Annotated in this window: 19 protein-coding genes; 9 read left to right on the forward strand and 10 right to left on the reverse strand. The window is 69.6% G+C overall.

The window, feature by feature from the left end:
- Positions 1-38: 38 nt before the first annotated feature.
- From HF203_RS04025 to HF203_RS04055, 7 genes are all read right to left on the reverse strand, one after another.
- Positions 39-875, reverse strand: coding sequence for a type II secretion system protein (locus HF203_RS04025; RefSeq protein WP_168666805.1), 837 nt, complete (start codon positions 873-875; stop codon positions 39-41).
- Positions 868-1,650: a hypothetical protein gene (locus tag HF203_RS04030; protein ID WP_168666807.1), complete on the reverse strand. Its 783-nt coding sequence runs from the start codon at positions 1,648-1,650 to the stop codon at positions 868-870. The genes HF203_RS04025 and HF203_RS04030 overlap by 8 nt, the downstream gene beginning before the upstream one ends.
- A gap of 31 nt (positions 1,651-1,681) precedes the next feature.
- The gene (locus HF203_RS04035) at positions 1,682-2,317 is read right to left on the reverse strand and encodes a general secretion pathway protein GspB (protein WP_168666809.1); all 636 of its coding nucleotides are present in this window, start codon (positions 2,315-2,317) and stop codon (positions 1,682-1,684) included.
- Positions 2,314-3,531 carry a hypothetical protein gene (locus HF203_RS04040; RefSeq protein WP_168666812.1) on the reverse strand — a complete coding sequence of 406 codons (1,218 nt, stop codon included), beginning with the start codon at positions 3,529-3,531 and terminating at the stop codon, positions 2,314-2,316. The genes HF203_RS04035 and HF203_RS04040 overlap by 4 nt, the downstream gene beginning before the upstream one ends.
- 163 nt (positions 3,532-3,694) lie before the next feature.
- Positions 3,695-4,174, reverse strand: coding sequence for a hypothetical protein (locus HF203_RS04045; protein ID WP_168666814.1), 480 nt, complete (start codon positions 4,172-4,174; stop codon positions 3,695-3,697).
- A complete protein-coding gene (locus tag HF203_RS04050) occupies positions 4,171-5,001 on the reverse strand; it encodes a prepilin-type N-terminal cleavage/methylation domain-containing protein (protein WP_168666816.1) in 831 nt (276 codons plus the stop codon). The genes HF203_RS04045 and HF203_RS04050 overlap by 4 nt, the downstream gene beginning before the upstream one ends.
- Before the next feature lie 23 nt (positions 5,002-5,024).
- Positions 5,025-5,822 carry a type II secretion system protein gene (locus HF203_RS04055; RefSeq protein ID WP_168666818.1) on the reverse strand — a complete coding sequence of 266 codons (798 nt, stop codon included), beginning with the start codon at positions 5,820-5,822 and terminating at the stop codon, positions 5,025-5,027.
- A 532-nt stretch (positions 5,823-6,354) separates the two neighbouring features.
- Here HF203_RS04055 and HF203_RS04060 point away from each other — a divergent pair.
- The 6 genes from HF203_RS04060 (at position 6,355) to HF203_RS04085 (ending at position 11,610) form a co-directional block, all read left to right on the forward strand.
- Positions 6,355-7,104, forward strand: coding sequence for a YebC/PmpR family DNA-binding transcriptional regulator (locus tag HF203_RS04060; protein ID WP_168666820.1), 750 nt, complete (start codon positions 6,355-6,357; stop codon positions 7,102-7,104).
- A gap of 29 nt (positions 7,105-7,133) precedes the next feature.
- A complete protein-coding gene (gene ruvC / locus HF203_RS04065) occupies positions 7,134-7,685 on the forward strand; it encodes a crossover junction endodeoxyribonuclease RuvC (RefSeq protein WP_168666822.1) in 552 nt (183 codons plus the stop codon).
- Between the two features lie 4 nt (positions 7,686-7,689).
- Positions 7,690-8,292: a Holliday junction branch migration protein RuvA gene (gene ruvA / locus HF203_RS04070; RefSeq protein ID WP_168666824.1), complete on the forward strand. Its 603-nt coding sequence runs from the start codon at positions 7,690-7,692 to the stop codon at positions 8,290-8,292.
- A 90-nt stretch (positions 8,293-8,382) separates the two neighbouring features.
- On the forward strand, positions 8,383-9,456 hold the full coding sequence (glcE, locus tag HF203_RS04075; protein WP_168666826.1) for a glycolate oxidase subunit GlcE: 1,074 nt from the start codon (positions 8,383-8,385) through the stop codon (positions 9,454-9,456).
- A gap of 31 nt (positions 9,457-9,487) precedes the next feature.
- Positions 9,488-10,726 carry a glycolate oxidase subunit GlcF gene (gene glcF / locus HF203_RS04080; protein ID WP_168666828.1) on the forward strand — a complete coding sequence of 413 codons (1,239 nt, stop codon included), beginning with the start codon at positions 9,488-9,490 and terminating at the stop codon, positions 10,724-10,726.
- Complete coding sequence (locus tag HF203_RS04085; protein WP_168666830.1) at positions 10,723-11,610, forward strand: NAD(P)-dependent oxidoreductase; 888 nt, start codon at positions 10,723-10,725, stop codon at positions 11,608-11,610. The genes glcF and HF203_RS04085 overlap by 4 nt, the downstream gene beginning before the upstream one ends.
- A gap of 31 nt (positions 11,611-11,641) precedes the next feature.
- On the opposite strand, the gene HF203_RS04090 is transcribed toward HF203_RS04085, so the two are convergent.
- Entirely contained in the window at positions 11,642-12,220 is a 579-nt protein-coding gene (locus tag HF203_RS04090) for a copper-binding protein (protein WP_246221636.1), read from the reverse strand.
- Between the two features lie 318 nt (positions 12,221-12,538).
- Between HF203_RS04090 and HF203_RS04095 the strand changes: the two genes are divergently transcribed.
- From HF203_RS04095 to HF203_RS04105, 3 genes are read left to right on the forward strand one after another with little or no spacing between them, the layout of a single operon-like run.
- Complete coding sequence (locus HF203_RS04095) at positions 12,539-14,017, forward strand: Do family serine endopeptidase (RefSeq protein ID WP_168666832.1); 1,479 nt, start codon at positions 12,539-12,541, stop codon at positions 14,015-14,017.
- A 15-nt stretch (positions 14,018-14,032) separates the two neighbouring features.
- On the forward strand, positions 14,033-14,707 hold the full coding sequence (locus HF203_RS04100) for a response regulator transcription factor (RefSeq protein WP_168666946.1): 675 nt from the start codon (positions 14,033-14,035) through the stop codon (positions 14,705-14,707).
- Positions 14,704-16,128, forward strand: coding sequence for a sensor histidine kinase (locus HF203_RS04105; protein WP_168666834.1), 1,425 nt, complete (start codon positions 14,704-14,706; stop codon positions 16,126-16,128). The genes HF203_RS04100 and HF203_RS04105 overlap by 4 nt, the downstream gene beginning before the upstream one ends.
- Here HF203_RS04105 and HF203_RS04110 read toward each other — a convergent pair.
- Both HF203_RS04110 and HF203_RS04115 read right to left on the reverse strand, forming a co-directional pair.
- Positions 16,125-18,353 (reverse strand): patatin-like phospholipase family protein, encoded by a 2,229-nt coding sequence (locus HF203_RS04110; RefSeq protein WP_168666836.1) that lies wholly within the window; start codon positions 18,351-18,353, stop codon positions 16,125-16,127. The genes HF203_RS04105 and HF203_RS04110 overlap by 4 nt on opposite strands.
- 17 nt (positions 18,354-18,370) lie before the next feature.
- Positions 18,371-19,579 (reverse strand): exo-beta-N-acetylmuramidase NamZ family protein, encoded by a 1,209-nt coding sequence (locus HF203_RS04115; protein WP_168666838.1) that lies wholly within the window; start codon positions 19,577-19,579, stop codon positions 18,371-18,373.
- Between the last annotated feature and the right edge of the window lie 240 nt (positions 19,580-19,819).

Raw genomic sequence — 19,819 nt, forward strand, 5'->3', positions numbered from 1 at the left:
GGGCAGAACGATTCGTTGCGGGGTCTTATCGGACCGGGTCAGCGACGCCCCACCGTCAGCAGCTCGCCGGCCAACCGGTTGAAGCCGATGGCCGTCACGGTGTCGTCATAGTGTTCGGTCGTCGGGGTGCTGGGCGCGGCGAAACAGCGTACCTCGGCGCTCAGGTGTTGGTGTGGGCCGTCGAACAGGGCGATATCGGGGGACAGGTCTTGGCGGTCGGCATCACGCGCGCCGGTGCTGAGGATCAGGAAGGCGACATTGGTCACTGGGTTGCTGGCGCAGTCGATCGTGCCCAACGCCCCGTCGTCGCCGGTCAAGTAGGCATTGGTCGGATCCAGCGGTTGGGTGCTGGCGATGCGCAGGGTGTAGAGCAGCAGATTGCGCGCGCGCTGTGGGCCCGGTGCTGGTGCCGCCTTCCCTGACAGGGTGTGCCACGGCCTGACCAGATCGGCCTGGTCGCTGCGGTAGACGGCATAACGCAGCCGGCGATAGTAATCGGCCTGTTGGCTGTTCGGTGTCTGTAGGCCGAGGGTGGCGAAGGGCACGTAGCCGAAGCGGCTCTCGGAGGCGGCGCCACAGCCATCTTTCTGGGTCCCCTCGATGCCATCGGCCGCGCCCTCGTCCTCGGCGGTGATGCCATCGGTGTCGGCACAGGGCAGGCGATGATAACGCCTGGCGTACTCGATCACGGCATCGGTGACCTGTTGCTGCAATGCCGCCAGTGCCTGAGTCGTATCGCCATCGCGTGGATAACTCGGTAGCTGGGCGCGTCCCAGGCTCGCCGAGATCAGCAGCCCGGCGATGGCGATGAAGAACGCCATCTCGAGGATCGAGAAGCCGCGGTTACGTGTGGGGTTGGCGGGATGCTCAATCATCGCGTGGTGTGCCCAGCGGGGTGGTCACGATGGTCGGGATCTGCAGCGTCGGCGCCATCTCTCCCAGCGCCTCGGAGTAGTGCTGCAGTTTTGCGGTATCGGCCTGCGCGCCCTTGCTGGCCTCGCTCTGCATGGCCTCGGCGATTTGCTGCATCTGCTGCGCGGTGCGCAGCACCCCGGACAGGGCCTTGAAGTCGACCCCGGGGTCGATGTCCTGTCGCTCGATCTCCTGGTCGAGACGGTCGACGAGATCGGCCAGGTGGCCGAGGTCGGGCGGGGTCTGTGCGCTACTGCGTCCGGTATAGGCGAGTAGTTCGTCACAGATCGCATCCACGGGATCCTGTGACGCCGGCGCTGGCGCTGGGTCGCTCGGCCGAGCAGTCACGGTGTCGATGATCGACGAGCGGGCCCCATCCACCGGACCGTCGTCCGTGCTGCGGGGCGATTGCTGGTCGCTTGACCCCGCATCCGGGGCGTCGAGCGATGGCATCTCGCGCATCTGCTCGGTGAGTTCGCGATAGCGCGTCATCAGCACCTCAAGCTCAGCTGCTGCGGGCGTCGCAGGCGAGGAGGGCTGAGCCGGCTGGATCAGCGGGTCGCGTGCCGGGAGCTGGGGGGGCGGGACCAGCGTGGTCGCCGGTAGTGGCTGGTGAGGGATGGTGTCCAAGGTCCCGAGGTCGGTCTGCGGGGTGATGATCCACCACAGGGTCAGGCCGGTTGCCACGCCGAGCAGGACCGCCAGGGCGAGTCGAGACCACTGGAAAGAGCTGTTCATGTCGCGGTACTCCGGGAGGGCGTGGCGGTGCTCAAGGTTCGAGACGGGCGTTCCCGGCCGCGACGGGGCGGGTCAGCACGGTGGGCTCGAGTCGGAAGGGGATGCGCTGACGCTGCCCATCACGGCTCAGCCAGAGGGCATCGGCGGCGATGGCCGCGACCCGCACCTGGGCATCGACCATGTCCCCGGGCGCGTAGAGTCGACCATTGATCAAGGCATGGCTGTTGCGCGGGCCGGCATAGATCAGCCCGACCTCGTAGTCGAGCCACCAGGGTTCGATCTCTGCTGGGGGGGTGGGCTTGCCGCCGCTCGGTGAGGTCGCCTCGCCCGGTCTTGGTGTCGCCGTGGTGGCGTCGGCGCGCGGTGTCGCCGTGGTGGTGAGCCGGGGGTTGTCCTGGCGCGGCGACCGCGGTCGTTGTGCGTCACCTGCGAGCAGGGTCTGCACGGTGGTTGGCTGCGGCGCTGTTAGCCCGGTGGCGGTGAGCCGGTCCTCGAGCTGTTCGAGCAGGCGCAGGCGCCCAGCGAGTTCGCGCTCGAGCCGCTGCAGCTGTTGCCCGGAGGGGTGTTGGGTGAGCGCCTGGCGTGAACGGTCGAGGTGCGGTAGGGCCGCGACCACCAGGGTCGCGCCGATCAGTGCGGTGAAGATGAGGGTGGTGCGCTTGTTCATGGCCGCGGCTCCTGTCGCGCCCCGGCGCTGACGCCGGGGGCGTTACCCCAGAGGGCGGCGAGGCTGAAGGTGTTCTCGCCGCTGTTGCCGGCCTGGATGGTCTGATCGATGACCCGGTAGCCGTGCTGGGTGAGCGCATCGACGAGGTGGCGCTCCTTCTCCATCGAGGGGTAGAAGGCCTCACTGCGGCCGGTGAGGACCACCATCGCCACCCCGTCCTCGACCACCACCGAGAGTTCTCGCAACTCGAGCCCCTCCGGGAGGCTGCGCTGTACGTCGCGTACCAGCCGTGGCAGCGGTGGGACGCGGTCGCGTCGTGCCTGGAGGTCGAGCAATGCGAGGACGTCGCTGGCCTGCTCGGCGGTGACGATCGACTGCTGGTGGTTGCGCCGCAGGCGTGTCTCGATCTCGTCGAGATCGGCGATCGCGACGCGCTGCTCGGCGAGCCGCTGTTCGAGCGCCAGCGCCTGTCCGTTCCAGCGCGTTCCCTGCCAGACGAGGGCCAGGGTCAGTACCAGCAGGCTCAGACCCAGCCACGGCAGCATCGACAGCAGCAACAATTGGGCGCGTTGCCCCGGGGTGGTGTCGGCGATCGCCTCGCTGCTGGTCTCGAGCAGGGTCGGCAGGGCGCTCTGCAGGTCGGGGTCGTGATCGAGCGTGCAGCTTGCCGGTAGCTGGGTCCAGTCGATCCCGGGGAAGCGTCGCCTCAAGGCCTCGACGAGCTGGGCGCCGGTGTCCTCGGTGAATTCGCCGTGGCCGATCAGGGTCGCGTGTGGTGGCAGCGGGTAGGTACGCCCGAAGCCTTGCTCGTTGAGCTGGCGGAAGAGTCGTTCGGCGACCATGCCCGGGTCGGAACCGGCTAGTACCGGCATGCGCTCGGCGAGCATCACCTGCTTGTCGATCACCACCATGAAGCTGATGTCGTCGGGCTGGAGCAGCACCAGCAGATGACTCGCACGCCCGCGTTTCAGGGTCCAGGCGAGCATTGCCGCGCCCAGCGGGACCAGCACCTGGTAGTGGTCGCTGGCCTTGGCGCGCTTCTGGTAACGGGTCCAGACATCGAGCGGCACCACGGTGTAGAACACCCGGTAGGCGTCACGCAGCCGGGTGCGCTGGTGGACGATCACCCGTGAATAACTGTCGATCTCACCGTGATCGCGTAGGCGCTTCTCGATGATCGGGGCGATGTCGGCGACCCGGCTGTTGACCAGCATCACCCCGAAGGTGGCGCGCTGGTAGTCGGTGAGCAGCCATAACGGGCCGGTCGGCGGGGCGTCGAGGTCGAGCGGCTGGGCCCGGTCGTTGGCGATGCGCAGGGCGCGCCCACCGAGATCGATGACCTTGATCCAATTGATGACGGCGGACTCCTGGTCGGGGTTAGCGTGAGTAGTAGGTACCGAGCAGGGTGAACCGCAGCGCCTGGGGGGCGTCGTCGTCCTGATAACGGGTGAACAGTCCGGGTTCGCCGCCGCTGGCGCGGATGCTCAGCGCCTCGGTGATGAAGAAGCCCTCGGCGCTGGGGGCGGTGCTCAACAGGTAGGCGTCGACCTGCTGGCGCGAGAGCATCCGGTTCTCGACCCGTAGCTGGCGTTCGCTCCAGGCCGAGCGCTGCAGTGCCTGCTGCTCGATCAGCGGTTGCCATTGCGCAAAGGCGCCGGCGGCCTGCTCCCAACGCTCGAGCGTGGCCACCCCGCCGGCGGCGCTCGCGAGTACCTGGCGGGCGGTCTGGGCGTCGCGTTGTCCTTGCGCGAGCCGTTGCTGGGCACTGCTCGCATACCAGGAGCTGGCCGCCAACAGCAGGGCCGCGGCCAGGGTCGCGACGGCCTGGGCGGTGCCGCTGATGGGGAGCCGGGTCATTGGTCCATCCGCCAGTGCGCGGTCAGCAACATCACCGCGTCCTCGTCGCGGTTCTCGCCGATGTCATCGGCGGTCGCCTCGAGGCCGGTGTCGCGCTGGAAGGTGTTGTTGCCGCCCCACTCGTAGCCGGGTTCGCGAACATTGGTCTGGGCGCGATTGCTCAGCGTGGTCTGCTCGCGGAAGCGGCCCTCGCGCGCATCCGGCGCGCCGTCGATCATCTGATCGAGGCTACGTGCCAGGTCCGGGGTCAGCCCGCGCAGCACCATCACGTTGCCCGAGCCGCTGGCGGTGCCGTCCGGGTTCCACTGGAAGCAGATCTGCAGCTCTACCGGATTGCCGTTGCTGTCGTTGTAGAGATAACGATCCTCTTGACCCTCGGCGCGTCCGGCGGGCATGGCGATACCGGCGCGCTCCATCAGGTGATGGAGATTCTGCTCGGAGAGCGCGGCGGGGTCGCCGAGCCCGACCGAATTGGCCGGATAGCCCTGGCCATGACAGAGTCGTTGCCCGGTGCGGGTGTAGTTGGCGGGGATGCCGGCGACCTGGCCGTGACGGTTGTTGAGCCGGGCGTCGGCGCCGCTGACCATGTAGGTCGGCGCGATCTGACTGTCGCCGACCACCACCCCGGTGCGCTGGAAGTGGATGTCGTAGGCGCGCTTCCAACCGGTGACGAACTGGAAGATCTGCTTCGACTGGGCCTCACGGACGATGTCCTTGGAGATGGCGATGCCACCGAGGATCATGCCGATGACCACCAGCACCACGGTCAACTCGACCAGGGTGAAGCCGCCCTGGGGGTGACGGGCGACAGGGGCGTGCTGTTGCATTGACTGACTCCGGCGGGGGCTGCTCATTGGTTCATCTTGTAGTGTGCGACCACGGTCATGATCTGGTCTTCGTCCTGGCGTGCCCCGAGGTCGTCGTCATTAGTGGGCGCCTCGCCATAGGCGAAGGTGTTGGCGCCCTGCCATTCCTTGCTCGGAGTACGATCCGTGGCGCAGCCAGTAAGCCCTTCTTGACGAAAGACGCCTTCACAGGCATCGGCCTGGCCGTCGATCATCTGATCGAGTGTGCGCGCCAGGTCCGGGGTCAGCCCGGAGATCACCATGACGTTGCCGGAGGGGACGTCCTGGCCCGGCGCATTCCATTGGAAGCACACCCGTAGCTCCTGCGGGTTGCCGTTGGTGTCGAGATAGACGTAGCGATCCTCGAAGCCCTCGGCACGACCGGGTGGGAGTTGGATGCCGTGGCGCAGCATCTCCTGGAACAGGGTATCGGTGACGGGGGCCGAGTTGATGTCGCTGATTTGAGCGTCCCCGTTGCAGATCGGTCCGGGGCCGTCTTCACCGGACATGTCCTCGCCGGAGATGATGTCGCCCGATTCAGCATCCTTTTGGTACTCGGCGCCGTTGACCATATAGCGCGGCGCGGTCTGGTCGTCGCCGAGGACCACGCCGGTGCGCGAGTAGTGGTTGTTGTAGGCCGAGACCCACTGATCGACGAACTTCTGCTTGATCTTCACGTACTCGGCGCTGCGCTGCATGTCGCGCCCGATGGACACGGCGCCGAGGATCAGCCCGATCACCACCAGCACCAGTGACATCTCCACCAGGGTGAAGCCGCGCATCGAGGAGTTGGATCCCGACATGGTTGTTCTCGCTCTTTGACTTGTCGTGGAAGGGACCGGGGTAGGGCCGGTCCGGCATATCGAGCGTCCAGCACGGACGCTATGTGGTTGCTGGTGGGGGAAGTGGCGCAAGCCCGGCATCGATAGCCAGGTGATGTGGTAACGGGCAGAGGGGGGAGCGATATCGAGGCCGACTGCGGCGAACGGCGGCGAGTCGCTTGGCTGATACCTGCGCGTGTGCGTCACTTCTTTTTTGATCCTATGGCAAGGTTGCTCCTTGCCTGTGTGCTTCGATCAATCCGATTCTTTACGATCGGTTGTCTGCCACTTCCTTCTGCGAGGATCTGTTTTTAGCGGCGTGAACATTTTGTTTATGGGCAGAGTATATCCAACCTGAGATCGATCATTAGGGCACGATTTGTGTTTTTGTGGGCCCGGTCTCGTCGACCTGGCGAGGCTGTCTGGAGGCGGTCCTTGGGGGGGTGCTTAACGACGGATCGAGGCTGAATGCTAGAATATCGGCCCAGTATTCAGCTCAGGAGCAACCCAATCGATGGCAGGTCATAGTAAGTGGGCCAATATCAAGCACCGCAAGGCCGCGCAGGACAAGCGTCGCGGTAAGATCTGGACCAAGCTGATCCGCGAGGTCACGGTTGCGGCGCGTGCAGGGGGGGGCGACCCGGCGGCCAATCCGCGCCTGCGCCTGGCGATGGACAAGGCCTTCGGCGCCAACATGCCGCGCGACACCGTCGAGCGCGCGATCAAGCGCGGCGCCGGTGGCACCGATGGCGACAACTACGAGGAGATCCGGTACGAGGGCTATGGCCCGGGCGGCGTGGCGGTGATGGTCGACTGCATGTCCGACAACCGCAACCGCACCGCCTCCGAGGTCCGTCACGCCTTCACCAAGCACGGCGGCAACCTCGGCACCGACGGCTCGGTGGCCTATCTGTTCACCAAGCAGGGGATCATCAGCTTCCAGCCCGGGACCGACGAGGACGCGGTGATGGAGGCGGCGATCGAGGCCGGCGCCGATGACGTGGTCACCAACGATGACGGTTCGCTCGACGTGATCACCACCCCCGAGGCCTTCTCCGAGGTCAAGGACGGGCTGGTCGCCGCCGGTTTCGATACCGAGGCCGCCGAGGTCACCTTCAACGCCTCGACCTCCGCCGAACTCGATCGCGACACCGCCGAGAAGCTGTTGAAGCTGATCGACGCGCTCGAGGACCTCGATGACGTCCAGGAGGTCTATCACAACGCCGATATCTCCGACGAGATCATGGCGGCGCTCGATGCCTGACGTGGTCCTTGCGTGCGGGCGTTGAGGCGATGACGCGCTCCCCCCGCACGGCGCCGCCTCGTCTGGCGCACCGCATCCTCGGTATCGACCCGGGGTCGCGCTTCACCGGCTATGGGGTCATCGATACCGACGGCCGTCACAGCCGCCGCGTGGCCAGTGGCTGCATCCGTGTCGACAAGGCCCCCTGGCCGGACCGGCTGCGGTTGATCTTCGACGAGGTCGAGCAGTTGGTGCTCACCCACCGTCCACACGAGCTGGCCGTCGAGCAGTTGATCTTCGCCCGCGACCCCAGCGCCGCGCTCAAGCTCGGGCAGGCGCGTGGCGCGGCGCTGTGTGCGGCGCTACGCGGTGAATTGACGGTGCACGAGTACAGCCCCAAGTCGGTCAAGCTGGCGGTGGTCGGCACCGGTGGGGCGCAGAAGTCGCAGGTCCAGCACATGGTGCAGGTGCTGCTGACGATGGAGACATCGCCCGGCGAGGACGAGGCCGATGCGCTCGCCATCGCGCTCTGTCACGCCCACTCGATGGGCATCCCCGGGCGCAAGCGCATGGCCGCCTCGTGGCGCGATTGGAGACCCTGAACCCATGATCGGACGTTTGCGTGGACAGCTGGTCCACAAACAGCCGCCCCGGCTGATGCTCGACGTCGGTGGCGTCGGCTATGAACTCGAGGCGCCGATGTCGACCTTCTACGAGCTGCCGGCGGTGGGCGAGACGGTCACCCTGATCACCCATCTGGCGGTGCGTGAGGACGCCCAGGTGCTCTACGGCTTCATCCGCGAGTCGGATCGGGCGCTGTTTCGCAACCTGCTCAAGGTCACCGGGGTGGGGGCGCGGATGGCGCTGGCAATCCTCTCGGGGATGGATGCGGCGCGCTTCGCCCAGTGTGTCGAGTACGAGGACGTCACCGCCCTCACCAAGCTCCCCGGCATCGGCAAGAAGACCGCTCAGCGCCTGGTGGTGGAGATGCGCGACCGACTCGAGATGCTCGCCACCCCGCCCTGCGTTGGGGCCGCCGACGAGAATACGCCCGGTGCGGATCAGGCGCTCGCCGATGCAGTCAGCGCCCTGGTCGCGCTCGGTTTCCGTCCGGCCGATGCGACGCGCATGGCACGCGCCGCCGACGACGGCGCCAAGACCTCCGAGGAGATCATCCGCGTGGCATTGCGATCGGTGAATCCGGCCTGACCTAAGGGGGCATCGTCGACCGGGTGCGGCCAGCGCCCGGCCCCATCGTCGCTCGTGGCGACGACGACCAGGGATGCGCGAGGCCCCCGGATGAGCCAGGACCTGACCGCCGAGTTGTGCGCCAGCGTGGCCGCGGCGATCGCCGCCGCCACGCCGTTGTGTCTGCGTGGCGGCGGCACCAAGGACTTCCTCGGTCGCCACTGCGCGGGCCGTCCGCTCGCGCTCGCCGGGCATCGCGGCATCCTCGATCACCAGCCGCGCGAACTCACCCTCACTGCCCGCGCCGGTACCCCGCTGTGTGAGATCGAGACGGCGCTCGCCGAGGCCGGGCAGTGTCTCCCCTTCGAACCGCCGCACTTCGGCCCCGGCGCCACCCTCGGCGGCACCATCGCCTGTGGCCTCTCGGGCCCGGCGCGCCCTCATGCCGGGGCGGCGCGCGACTTGGTGCTCGGCGCGCGGGTGCTCACCGGGCGCGGCGAGGTGCTGCGCTTCGGCGGCGCGGTGATGAAGAACGTCGCCGGTTACGACATCGCCCGGCTGATGACCGGCGCCTTCGGCACCCTCGGCATCCTCCTCGACATCAGCCTCAAGGTGCTGCCGCGCCCCGAGGCGGTGCGCACCCTGGTGCTCGACTGCGCCGGTGACGAGGCGCTCGCCCGGCTGCGCGCGCTGGCGCGCCGAGCGCTGCCGCTGAGCGCGAGCTGTCACGACGGCGAGCGGCTGTGGCTGCGACTCTCCGGGGCCGAGCGCGCGCTCGGCCCCGCCGCCGCCGAGATCGGTGGCGAGCGCGTCGAGCCGGGGCGGGCCGAGGACTTCTGGGACGCGCTGGTCCGCGAGCAGCGCCATCCCTTCTTCACCGCGCCGGGCGCGCCGCTGTGGCGGCTCTCGCTGCCGCCGCATGCGCCGGCGCTGGCGCTCGACGCCCCTCAGCTGATCGAGTGGGGTGGGGCGCAGCGCTGGCTGCGCACGGTCCACCCCGCGGAGGTGGTGCGCGCCGAGGCCGCACGGCTCGGCGGGCACGCGACCTGTTTTCGCGGCGGCGAGGCGATGCACTCCCCCTTCACCCCGTTGTCGCCGCCGCTGCTCGCGCTGCACCGCAACCTCAAGCAGGCCTTCGATCCCCACGGCATCCTCAATCCGGGGCGCTTCCATGCCGAGTTCTAGCGGGGCGTCGCCGCCTTGACCCGGAGTCCGCATGCGTACCGATCTGCTCCCCGAGCTGCTCGACACCGCCGCCGGCCGCGAGGCCGACGCCATCCTCCGCGCCTGCGTCCACTGCGGCTTCTGTACCGCCACCTGTCCGACCTATCAGCTGCTCGGCGACGAGCTCGACGGGCCGCGCGGGCGTATCTATCAGATCAAGCGGGTGATGGAGGGTGCGCCGGCCACCGCCGTGGTGCAGCGCCATCTCGATCGCTGTCTCGGCTGTCGCGCCTGCGAGCGCACCTGTCCCTCGGGGGTGCGCTATGCGCGGCTGGCCGAGATCGGGCGGGGACTGGTCGCCGCCCAGGTGCGCCGTCCCTGGCACCAGCGTCTGCTGCGGCGGGCGTTGGTGCTCGGTCTCTCGGGGGCGGGGCGGGTGCGCGCGCTGCTCGCCCTCGGGCGGCTGGCGCGCCCGTTGTTGCCGGCGCGACTGGCCGCGCGGATTCCGTCGCGGGTCGCGCCCGGGGCGGCGCCGACCGCGCGCGGGCTGGAGCGGCGGATGCTGGTGCTCGAAGGCTGCGTGCAGGGGGGCGCGACCCCGCGCACCAACGCCGCCGCGGCGCGGGTGTTCGCGCGTCTCGGCATCGAGCTGGTGGGCGCGCCCGCGGCGGGCTGTTGCGGTGCGCTGGCGTATCATCTCGACGATCAGGCCGGCGGGCGGGCGCGGATGCGCCAGGCGATCGATGCCTGGTGGCCGGAGATCGAGTCCGGCTGCGAGGCGATCCTGGTGACCGCCAGCGGTTGTGCGAGCATGGTGCGCGAGTACGGTGAGGTGTTGGCCGACGACCCGGACTACGCCGAGCGGGCGGCGCGGGTCGCCGCGCTCGCCCGTGACCCGGCCGAGGTGCTCGCCGTCGCCGATCTGACCCCGTTGGGCCGACCCGGCGCCGGGCGGCGGCTGGCCTATCACGCGCCCTGCAGCCAGCAGCACGTGCTGCGGCTCGACGGCGTGGTCGAGGGGGTGCTCGAGCGTCTCGGCTTCACCCTCGTCCCGGTGCCCGATGCGCACCTGTGCTGCGGCTCGGCCGGGACCTATTCGATCACCCAGCCGGCGCTCTCGCGCCGTCTGCTGGAGAACAAGCTCGGCGCCCTGGAGAGCGGCCGGCCCGCACTCATCGCCACCGCCAACGTCGGCTGCCAGCTCCAGCTCGCCGCCGGCGCCTCGGTGGCTGTGGTGCACTGGCTGGAGCTGCTCGACCCGGCGCCCCCCGAGGAGGCCCCTGAGAGATGACAGAGCGGATTGGATTCATCGGCCTCGGCCTGATGGGCGCGCCGATGGCGCTGAACCTGCTGCGTGCCGGTCACCGGCTGGCGGTGTATGCGCGGCGCGAGACGGCGCTGGCACCGTTGCGCGAGGCCGGCGCCGAGGTCTGTGCGAGCCCGGCGGCGCTGGCGGGCGCGGTCGACGTGGTGTTCACCATCGTCTCCGACACCGAGGATGTCGAGCAGGTGCTGCTCGGGCCCGATGGGGTGATCGAGGGCGCGCGACCGGGCGCCGTGGTCATCGACATGAGCACCATCTCGGCCTCGGCCACCCGCGCCATCGCCGCGCGGCTGGCCGAGCACGGGGTGGCGATGCTCGACGCCCCGGTCTCGGGGGGCGACGTCGGCGCACGCGAGGGACGGCTGTCGATCATGGTCGGCGGCGACCCCGAGGTGTTCGCGCGGGTGCGCCCGCTGTTGGAGGTGCTGGGCGCCAACATCGTCCATATCGGCGAGCATGGCGCCGGACAGGTGTGCAAGGCGTGCAATCAGGTGGTGGTCGGCGCCACCATCGCCGCGGTGGCCGAGGCGCTGCTGCTGGCGCGTGCCTCGGGGGTGGATGCGGCGCAGGTGCGCGAGGCGCTGCTCGGCGGCTTCGCCGCCAGCCGGGTGCTCGAACTGCACGGCCAGCGCATGCTCGATGGCGACTACCGGCCCGGCTTCAAGGCGCGGCTGCACCGCAAGGACATGCGTCTGGTCGAGGAGCGCGCGCGCGAGCAGGGGCTCGAACTGCCGTTGGCCGCGCAGGTCGCCGCCCATCTCGACGCGCTGCTCGCCGCAGGTGGTGGTGAACTCGACTCGGCGGCGATTCTCACCGCCCTGGAGCGGATGCAGCAGGGCGGTGGTGCTTGAGGGCCCGCCCGAGCGACGCCCTGAGAGGGGGTTATTCGAAGGTGATGAAACCGTCGATGGCGGTGATATAGGTGGCGATCACCCCGTCGCCCGGGGCGACGCTGTCGAGCAGCGCCTGATCCTCGACGGTGAACACCTGGGTGCGGTTGGGGCCGCGTACGGTGACGGTCGAGGCCTCGCGGTCGACCGCCTCGATCTTGCCGTAGAGGGTGAGGGTGTCGATGATGGCGCCGGCGGGCTTGGCCCCCGGGTCGCGTGCTATCTCACGTTCCTCGGTCATCCCCACGGTGCCGGCGTCCGAGCCCTTTTGCAGATCGACCAGCACGGCCTCGGTCTTGCTGACATCGAGGGTGTTGCCGATCTTGACCTCGTCGAGCCGGGTCACCTCCTCGGGGACGTGCAGAACCACGAACTCACCCTCCGGGGTGCGGATGGTGAGCATGCGCTTGTCGAGGTTGACCACCTCGACGGTGCCGGTCAGCTCGGTGGTGATTGCGGCGCCGGTGACCGGCACGTCGCGCAGCTCGCCCAGTGCGGTCGGCGCGAAGGCGCTGGTCGCGAGCGCGAGGGTCGTGGTGAGGGTCAGGCTGGCGGGGCTGATCTTCATCATGAAGTGATCTCCTGTGGTGGCGGTCGCATGTGCCGGGTGTCGATGTTGTGTCCCCATGTCCCGGTTGCACCTGAAGCATTGGTGCGAATGGCGGCGGACGCAAGGGGTCGGTCCCCGTACCGTCACCGCGAACCCGGGGCGGCGCCTCGGGCTGGGGCGATCGTCGCTTGATTCCTTAACGATCGTTAATCTTGTCGCAAGGCGCTGGCAAGGCATCCTTGGCGATACTCCCCGGCCACAGTCTTCGTGTTGCCTGCGTCCGGCGTGGTCGTTGCTGCCGGCACGGGTGGAGAACGGTCTGACCAGGAGTTGATCCAGATGCATGCAATCATTGATCCCCGGATCCCCGTCAAACGTACCGCGCTCGCCGTGGCGCTGAGTACGGCACTGCTCGGTGGTGGTGCGATGACGCTCGCCGTGACGCCGGCGCTGGCCGGCCCTGCCGCCGTGCAGGGACTACCGAGCTTTGCCGATGTCGCCGAGCGGGTGGTCCCGGCGGTGGTCAACGTCACCGTGGTCGCCGAGTCCGGTCGGCGGTTGCAACAGGCGCTGCCGCAGTGGCCCGAGCAGATGCCGGTGCCGGAGTTCTTCCGGCGCTTCTTCGAGTCCCCCGGGCTCGCCCAACCGCGCCGGGTGCGCGGCCAGGGCTCGGGTTTTCTGATCGACCCCGAGGGTCATATCGTCACCAACAATCATGTCGTCGACGGTGCTACCGAGGTCACCGTGGTACTCAACGACGGCAGCAGCCACGAGGCCCGGGTGGTGGGGCGTGACGACAAGACCGATCTGGCCCTGCTCAAGATCGAGGCCGACGGGCCGCTGCCCCATGTCGAGCTCGGCGATTCGGCGCAGGCGCGCGTTGGCGACTGGGTGCTGGCGGTGGGTAACCCCTTCGGGCTCGGCGGCTCGGTCAACGCCGGGATCATCTCGGCGCGGGGGCGCGATATCCACTCCGGCCCCTATGACGATTACCTGCAGATCGACGCGGCGATCAACCGGGGCAACTCCGGTGGCCCGCTGTTCGATGCCAGTGGCCGGGTGATCGGGGTCAATACCGCGATCTACTCGCCCTCCGGGGGCAACGTCGGTATCGGCTTTGCCATCCCTGCCGAGATGGTGCGCCAGGTGGTCGAGGATCTGCGCGACAAGGGCCATGTCGAGCGCGGCTGGCTCGGGGTGCGAATCCAGGCGGTGACCCCGGAGCTGGCCGCTGCGCTCGGGCGTGAGGATGACCATGGGGTGCTAGTCGCCGAGGTGCTCGAGGGCACGCCGGCGGCAGCGAGCGCGCTGCGCGCCGGTGACCTGATCCTCAGCGCCGGTGGCGCGCCGATCGAGGATTATCGCGACCTGCCCAAGCGGGTGGCGGCAACCCCCGCGGGTACTACCCTCGAACTCGAGGTGTGGCGCGACGGGCGCAGTCAGACCCTCGGCGTCGAGATCGGGCGGATGCCCGCCTCGAGCCCGCAGGCGGTCACGGCGACGCCGGGCGCGCCGCTCGAGCTCGAACATCTGGGGCTGCGGGTCCGGGCGCTGACCCCGGAGCTGCGCGCCGAACTCGGCATTGGCCCCGAGCGTGCCGGGGTGGTGGTGAGCGAGGTGGTGCGGGGGGGACCTGCGGCGCGTGCCGGGGTGCGACCCGGGGCCTTGATCTCGATGTTCGGCAACGCACCGGTCGACTCGCCGGCGGCGCTGCGCGCGGCCCTGGAGGCCGCGCTCGAGGCCGGGCGTGACTCGGTGGTGGTGCGCCTCGAGCGCGACGGCGCGGCGCTGTTCGTCGCCCTGCCGGTGACCGACTGAGCGGCGGGCGTGGGAATGCGGATCCTGCTGATCGAGGACGATGCGCAGATGGCCGACTATCTGCGCAAGGCGCTGGGCGAGATCGGCGCCCTGGTCGACCATGCCGATGATGGTCGCGAGGGGTTGCTGCAGGCGGCAGGCGGCGACTATGACGCGCTGATCGTCGATCGCATGCTCCCCGGGCTCGACGGGCTGGCGATCGTGCGCACCCTGCGTGCCGCCGATGATCACACCCCGGCGCTGATCCTCAGCGCCCTCGGCGAGGTCGACGACCGCGTCGAGGGGCTGCGCGCCGGGGGCGATGACTACCTGACCAAGCCCTTCGCCTTCTCCGAGCTGCACGCCCGGCTCGAGGCGCTGTTGCGCCGTGGTGGCGGCGAGGCGCCGGAGACGCGGCTGCGGGTGGGCGACCTGGAGATGGACCTGCTCGCCCGCGAGGTGACCCGTGGTGGGCGCGCGATCGCGCTGCAGCCGCGCGAGTTCCGCCTGCTCGAGTACCTGCTGCGCCATGCCGGTCAAGTGGTGACCCGGACCATGCTGCTCGAACACGTCTGGGACTATCACTTCGACCCCCAGACCAATGTCATCGACGTCCATGTCAGCCGGCTGCGGGCGAAGATCGACAAGGACTTCCCGACCCCGCTGCTGCACACGGTACGCGGCGCCGGCTACATGATCCGCGCCGCATGAGCCCGGCGCGTCTGGCGTTGGCGACCTGGTCGCGGGCGCGGCGCCGGGTCGGGCGTATCCTCCACAGCTCGATCTTCCGCCTGGCGCTGCTCCACGTGCTGCTCGTCTGCGCCTCGGCGGCGATTCTGCTCGGCTTCATCTACTGGTCGACGGCCGGGTACATGGACCGCCAGACCGACGCCACCATCGCCGCCGAGGTGCGGGGGTTGGCCGAGCAGTACCGTCGGCGCGGGCTGGCCGGCCTGCGCACGTTGATCGAGGAGCGCATCCGGCGCGACCCCAGTGGGGCGAACGTCTATCTGCTGGTCGACGCCCGGCGCCAGTGGATCCTCGGCAACCTCGACCGCTGGCCGGTCGACACCCCGGACGAGTCGGGCTGGGTGCGTTTCCGGCTGCGCGAGCGCGGGCCGGATGATGCCGGCGAGGATCATGCCGCGCGCGCGCGGGTATTCCGGCTGCGCGGCGGCTTGCGGCTGCTGGTCGGGCGCGACATCCGCGAGCTGGAGGCGACGCGTACCCTGATCGAGCGGGCACTCTACTGGGGGGTGGCGATGACCGCCGCGCTGGCGTTACTCGGCGGCTGGCTGATGAGCGCCGGGGTGGTGCGGCGGCTCGAGGCGATCAACCACACCAGCCGCGAGATCATGGCCGGCGATCTGGCCCGGCGCATCCCGCTCGGCGGCAGCGACGACGACTTCGACCAGCTCGCGCGCAACCTCAACCTGATGCTCGAGCGCATCGAGGGGCTGATGGCCGGGGTGCGGCAGGTCTCGGACAACATCGCTCACGACCTGCGTACCCCATTGACCCGGCTGCGCACCCGGCTAGAGCTGCTCGCCGCCGCGCTCGACGAACCCGAGACGGCGCGGGCACTGGCCGAGACCGCGATCGCCGATGCCGACGAGCTGCTGGCGACCTTCAACGCGCTGTTGCGTATCGCCCGGATCGAGTCCGGCGGGCGGCGCGCGGCCTTCGCCCCGGTGGCGTTGGCGGCGCTGCTCGAGGATCTGTGCGAGCTCTACGAGCCGGTGGCCGCCGAGCGCGGTCAGCGCCTGACCTTGGAGATTGCCGCCCCGGTGACGCTCGCCGGCGATCGCGACCTGTTGTTCCAGGCACTCGCCAATCTGGTCGACAACGCCATCAAATACGGCCCGAGCGCGGGCGCCATCGTGATCACCCTGGATCGTCGCGACGGCGCCCCCTGCATCAGCGTTGCCGACGACGGGCCGGGCATCCCGGAGGCGCTGCGCGAGGCGGTGTTCAGTCGCTTCTTTCGCGCCGACGACAGCCGCTCGACCCCGGGCAGCGGGCTGGGACTGAGCCTGGTGCAGGCGGTGGCCGAGCTGCACCGGGCCCGGGTGGTGCTCGAGGACAACCGGCCCGGGTTGTGCGCGCGGCTGTGTTTCGCGGCCGCCGTCTAGCGCTCGGCGGAGATCAGGGTGCGATTCCAGGGGCGACCGAGGAACAGATAGAGCGCGTCGTTGCCGCCGTCGGCATAGCCGTAGCCGAGATAGAGCGGGCCGATCGGGGTGTCGGCGCCGAGAAACAGGCTGCTACCCAGGCGCAGGCTGTCGGCGCCGATGTCGCCGCGCCGGGCCCAGGTGTTGCCGACCTCGAGCGAGGCGCCGGCATAGGTCGGTACCAGTCCGGTGTCGAAGGCGTGGAGGTAGATCGCGCGCGCCAACCCGAGGTTGGCCCCGGAGAGTTCGAGCTGGTTGAAGCCGGAGAGGTTGAGAAAGCCGCCGAGCCGGTAGTAGGCGTGCAGCGGGGTCTGGCCGCCGAAGTTGCCGGCCAGGGTCAGTGCGGTGATCAGGCGGTGACGACCGCGCCCCAGGGCGTGCACCAGCTCGAGCCCGGCCTGGTCGTAGTCGCTGGTGGCGCCGAGCGCGGTGCGCGAGTGCTCGCCGAAGGCGCTCGCGGCCCAGCCGCTGGCGGGGAAATTGGCGCTGTCGAGGGTGTCGATGTCGAGCCGGAATTCGAGTGCGCCGACGTCGAAGTTGTAGCCGCCGAAGCCGGGATCGCCGACGCGCAGGTCGGCGTCGCCGCGATAGTGGGCGTAGCCGAGCGCGGCCCGGCCCCAGTCGCCGAGGTTGCGGCCGAACTCGAGACGGGCGCCGAGGCGATTGAGCTGGTACTCGGCGAGCGGCGCGTCCTGGGCGCTGGGGTCGAACAGGGTCAGGCTCTCGGAGAGATAACCGACCCCCAGCCCGGCGAACCAGCGCTCGGCGGGGTCGAGCGGCAGATAGAGGCTGGAGAGGATACCCGGTTCCTCACCGAGCCGGATCTCGGTGCGCCACTCGCCGTTGAGGTCGGTGAGCGGGGCCTTGGTATAGGCCGCGCCGAGGTTGAAGCGGGAGTTGCCGCCACCGCTCGAACTCAGCTCCAGCCCGCCCTGCAGCGAGCTGGTGCCCCAGCGCTTCTCGCGCGCGCTGATGCGCAGTGCGGCGCGCTCGTCGTCGCCGGGCTCGGGGTCGATGCGATAGCGTACCGTCTCGAACACGTCCTGGTCGTAGACCCGCTCGAGCTGCCCGGCGAGGGCACCGGGGTCGAACCGCTCGCCGGGGCTGACCTGGATGCGCCGGGCGAGTACGGCGTCGTCGAGCCCGGAGTCGTTGTCGATGCTGACCTGGCTGATCACCGGGGGGCGGTAGTCGGCGGGGCGGTGGGCGCGGCGGTAGCTGGCATAGCGCGCCGGTGACAGGGCGAGGGCGTCGAGCGGCGCACCGGTGGCGCGCGCGTCCTGCTCGCCGATGGCGATCGCCTCGAGCATCTTGTCGAAGTCGCTGGCCAGCACCCGGCGCCCGAGCGGCGGGGTGAGCAGCAGGTCGCGCGCACCCAGGGTGGCGATCTCGGCCTGGGTGTTGCGCCAGGTCACCAGGCTGGCGACCTGATCGAGCATCTCCAGCACGTCGGTGATCGATTCGCGATCGCGGCGCGGGCCACCGATGTCGACGGCGATGACGATCTCGGCGCCCATCTCGCGCACCACCCCGATCGGCAGGTTCATCGCCAGCCCGCCGTCGACCAGCAGTCGCTCGCCGATCTCGACCGGCGCGAACACCGCAGGGACGGCCATGCTGGCGCGGATCGCGGTGGCCAGATCACCGCCGCCGAGCACCACCGCCTCGCCGTTGACGACATCGGTGGCGATGGCGCGGAAGGGGATGCGCAGGTGGTCGAAGTCGTGAATCGCGGTGGCCGGCAGGGTATACTCGCGCAGCGCCAGTTCCAGCCGCTGGCCCTGGATCAGGGCCGGCACCAGGTTGACCCGCCCGGCCTCCTCGTCGACCCCGGGTCGACTCTTGATCAGAAAGCTCCGGTCCTCGAGTTTGCGCTGCATCCGTCGCGTGGCGCGGGCCGGCTCGTCCTGGAAGATCGCCGTCCAGTCGATGTGCGCGATCGTCCGCTCGATCTCGTCGGGCGACATCCCCATAGCATAGAGTCCACCGACGACCGCCCCCATCGAGGTGCCGGCGATGTAGTCGATGGGGATGCGGCGGCGTTCGAGTTCGCGCAGCACGCCGACGTGGGCGGCGCCGCGCGCGCCGCCGCCGGAGAGCGCCAGGCCGATCGCCGGTCGTGCCTCGGCGAGCGTCGGGGCGGCGAGGCCCAGCAGGGTCAGCAGGATGGCGACGGTGGTGCGCACGCGGGGCTCCTCCCGGGTCAGGGGTAGATCAGCAGCGGCTCGACCTGTGCGCGCCAGGCGCGCTCGTCGGCGCACAGGCGCTGTTCGAGATCGGCGGGCGTGGCCGCCGGGTCGTCGACCCACTCGCGCAGTAGCGGGCCGCCGCAGATCAGGTCGATGGCCAGGCGCTCGTGCTCGTACTCGTAGGCGAAGTGACGCCACAGCGGATAGTCCGGGGACTCCAGACGCAGCGCCTTGAACAGCAGCGCGATCAGTCGGTAGGGCCGGAACGCCTGGTGGTCGTAGCCGGCCTGATCGGTGTGGATCTGCACCCCGGCGCAGCGTGAGCCCTGGTGCTTGTGGAAGGTCGGCTCGAACCAACAGGGGCGCAGCAGTGCGCCGCGGGTCCAGGCCGGGCACAGCGCCTCCATGCGCGCGAGGATGCGGTTGAAGTCGAGGTCCGGCGCGCCGACCAGCTCCAGCGGGGTGGTGGTGCCGCGCCCCTCGGAGAGGGTGGTGCCCTCGAGCATCACGGTGCCGGGGTAGCAGCGCGCCATGTTGAGGCTGGCGGCGTTGGGGCTGGGGTTGATCCAGGGGCGCTGGTGCAGCGGCCAGCCGAACCCGGGCCCCTGGTCGGGCCGATAGCCCTGCATCGCGATCACCTCGAGTTCGAGGTCGTGCCCACCGCGCGCGGCGAACCAGCGCGCCAGCTCGCCGAGGGTGAGACCGTGGCGCATGATCAGCGCCCCGGCGCCGACGAAGCTCTCCCAGCCCGCCTCGAGGATGCTGCCCTCGATCGGGCGCCCGGCGGGGTTGGGGCGATCGAGCACCCACAGCGCCTTGCCGTGACGGGCGCAGGCCTCGATCAGGTAGGCCAGGGTGGTGATATAGGTGTAGATACGGGTGCCGACGTCCTGCAGGTCGACCAGCAGTACGTCGAAACTCTCGAGCATCCGCGTGGTCGGATAGCGCGCCTCGCCATAGAGGCTGTAGACCGGGATGCCGTGGCGCGGATCGCGTTCGTCCGGGGTCTCGACCATGTTGTCCTGCTTGTCGCCGCGCATTCCGTGCTGGGGGCCGAAGGCGGCCACCAGGTCGAGGTCGGGGAGCGCCATCAGGGCGTCGAGGCTGTGCTGGCCGCTGGCGGTCAGCGATGCGGCGTGGCCGAGCAGGGCGAGGCGCCGGCCGCGCAGTGGGCGGCGCAGCTCGGGCTCGGCGAGCAGGCGGTCGATTCCGTAGCTGATCATCTCGATTCGGTGGTGCGGGTTGTGATGGTGGGGCATGTTAGACCAGGCACCGCTTAAGCGCCTACGGATCCGCTCGGTCGGGCCATGGATTGATCCCTGCCAAGGACAAGGGCGCCGAGATGACCGACAATGATGTGCCTTCGTTGCGCCGAGTGTCAGGCGGCGCAGCCCGGTCGCGGCGCTATGCCGTGAGCCGACCGCAAGGATGTCGCCAGCCCTCTCGGGCGCGGAGGCGGTCCC

The organism is Marichromatium bheemlicum (genome assembly GCF_012276755.1).
In the GTDB taxonomy this organism is placed as follows: Bacteria; Pseudomonadota; Gammaproteobacteria; order Chromatiales; family Chromatiaceae; genus Marichromatium; species Marichromatium bheemlicum.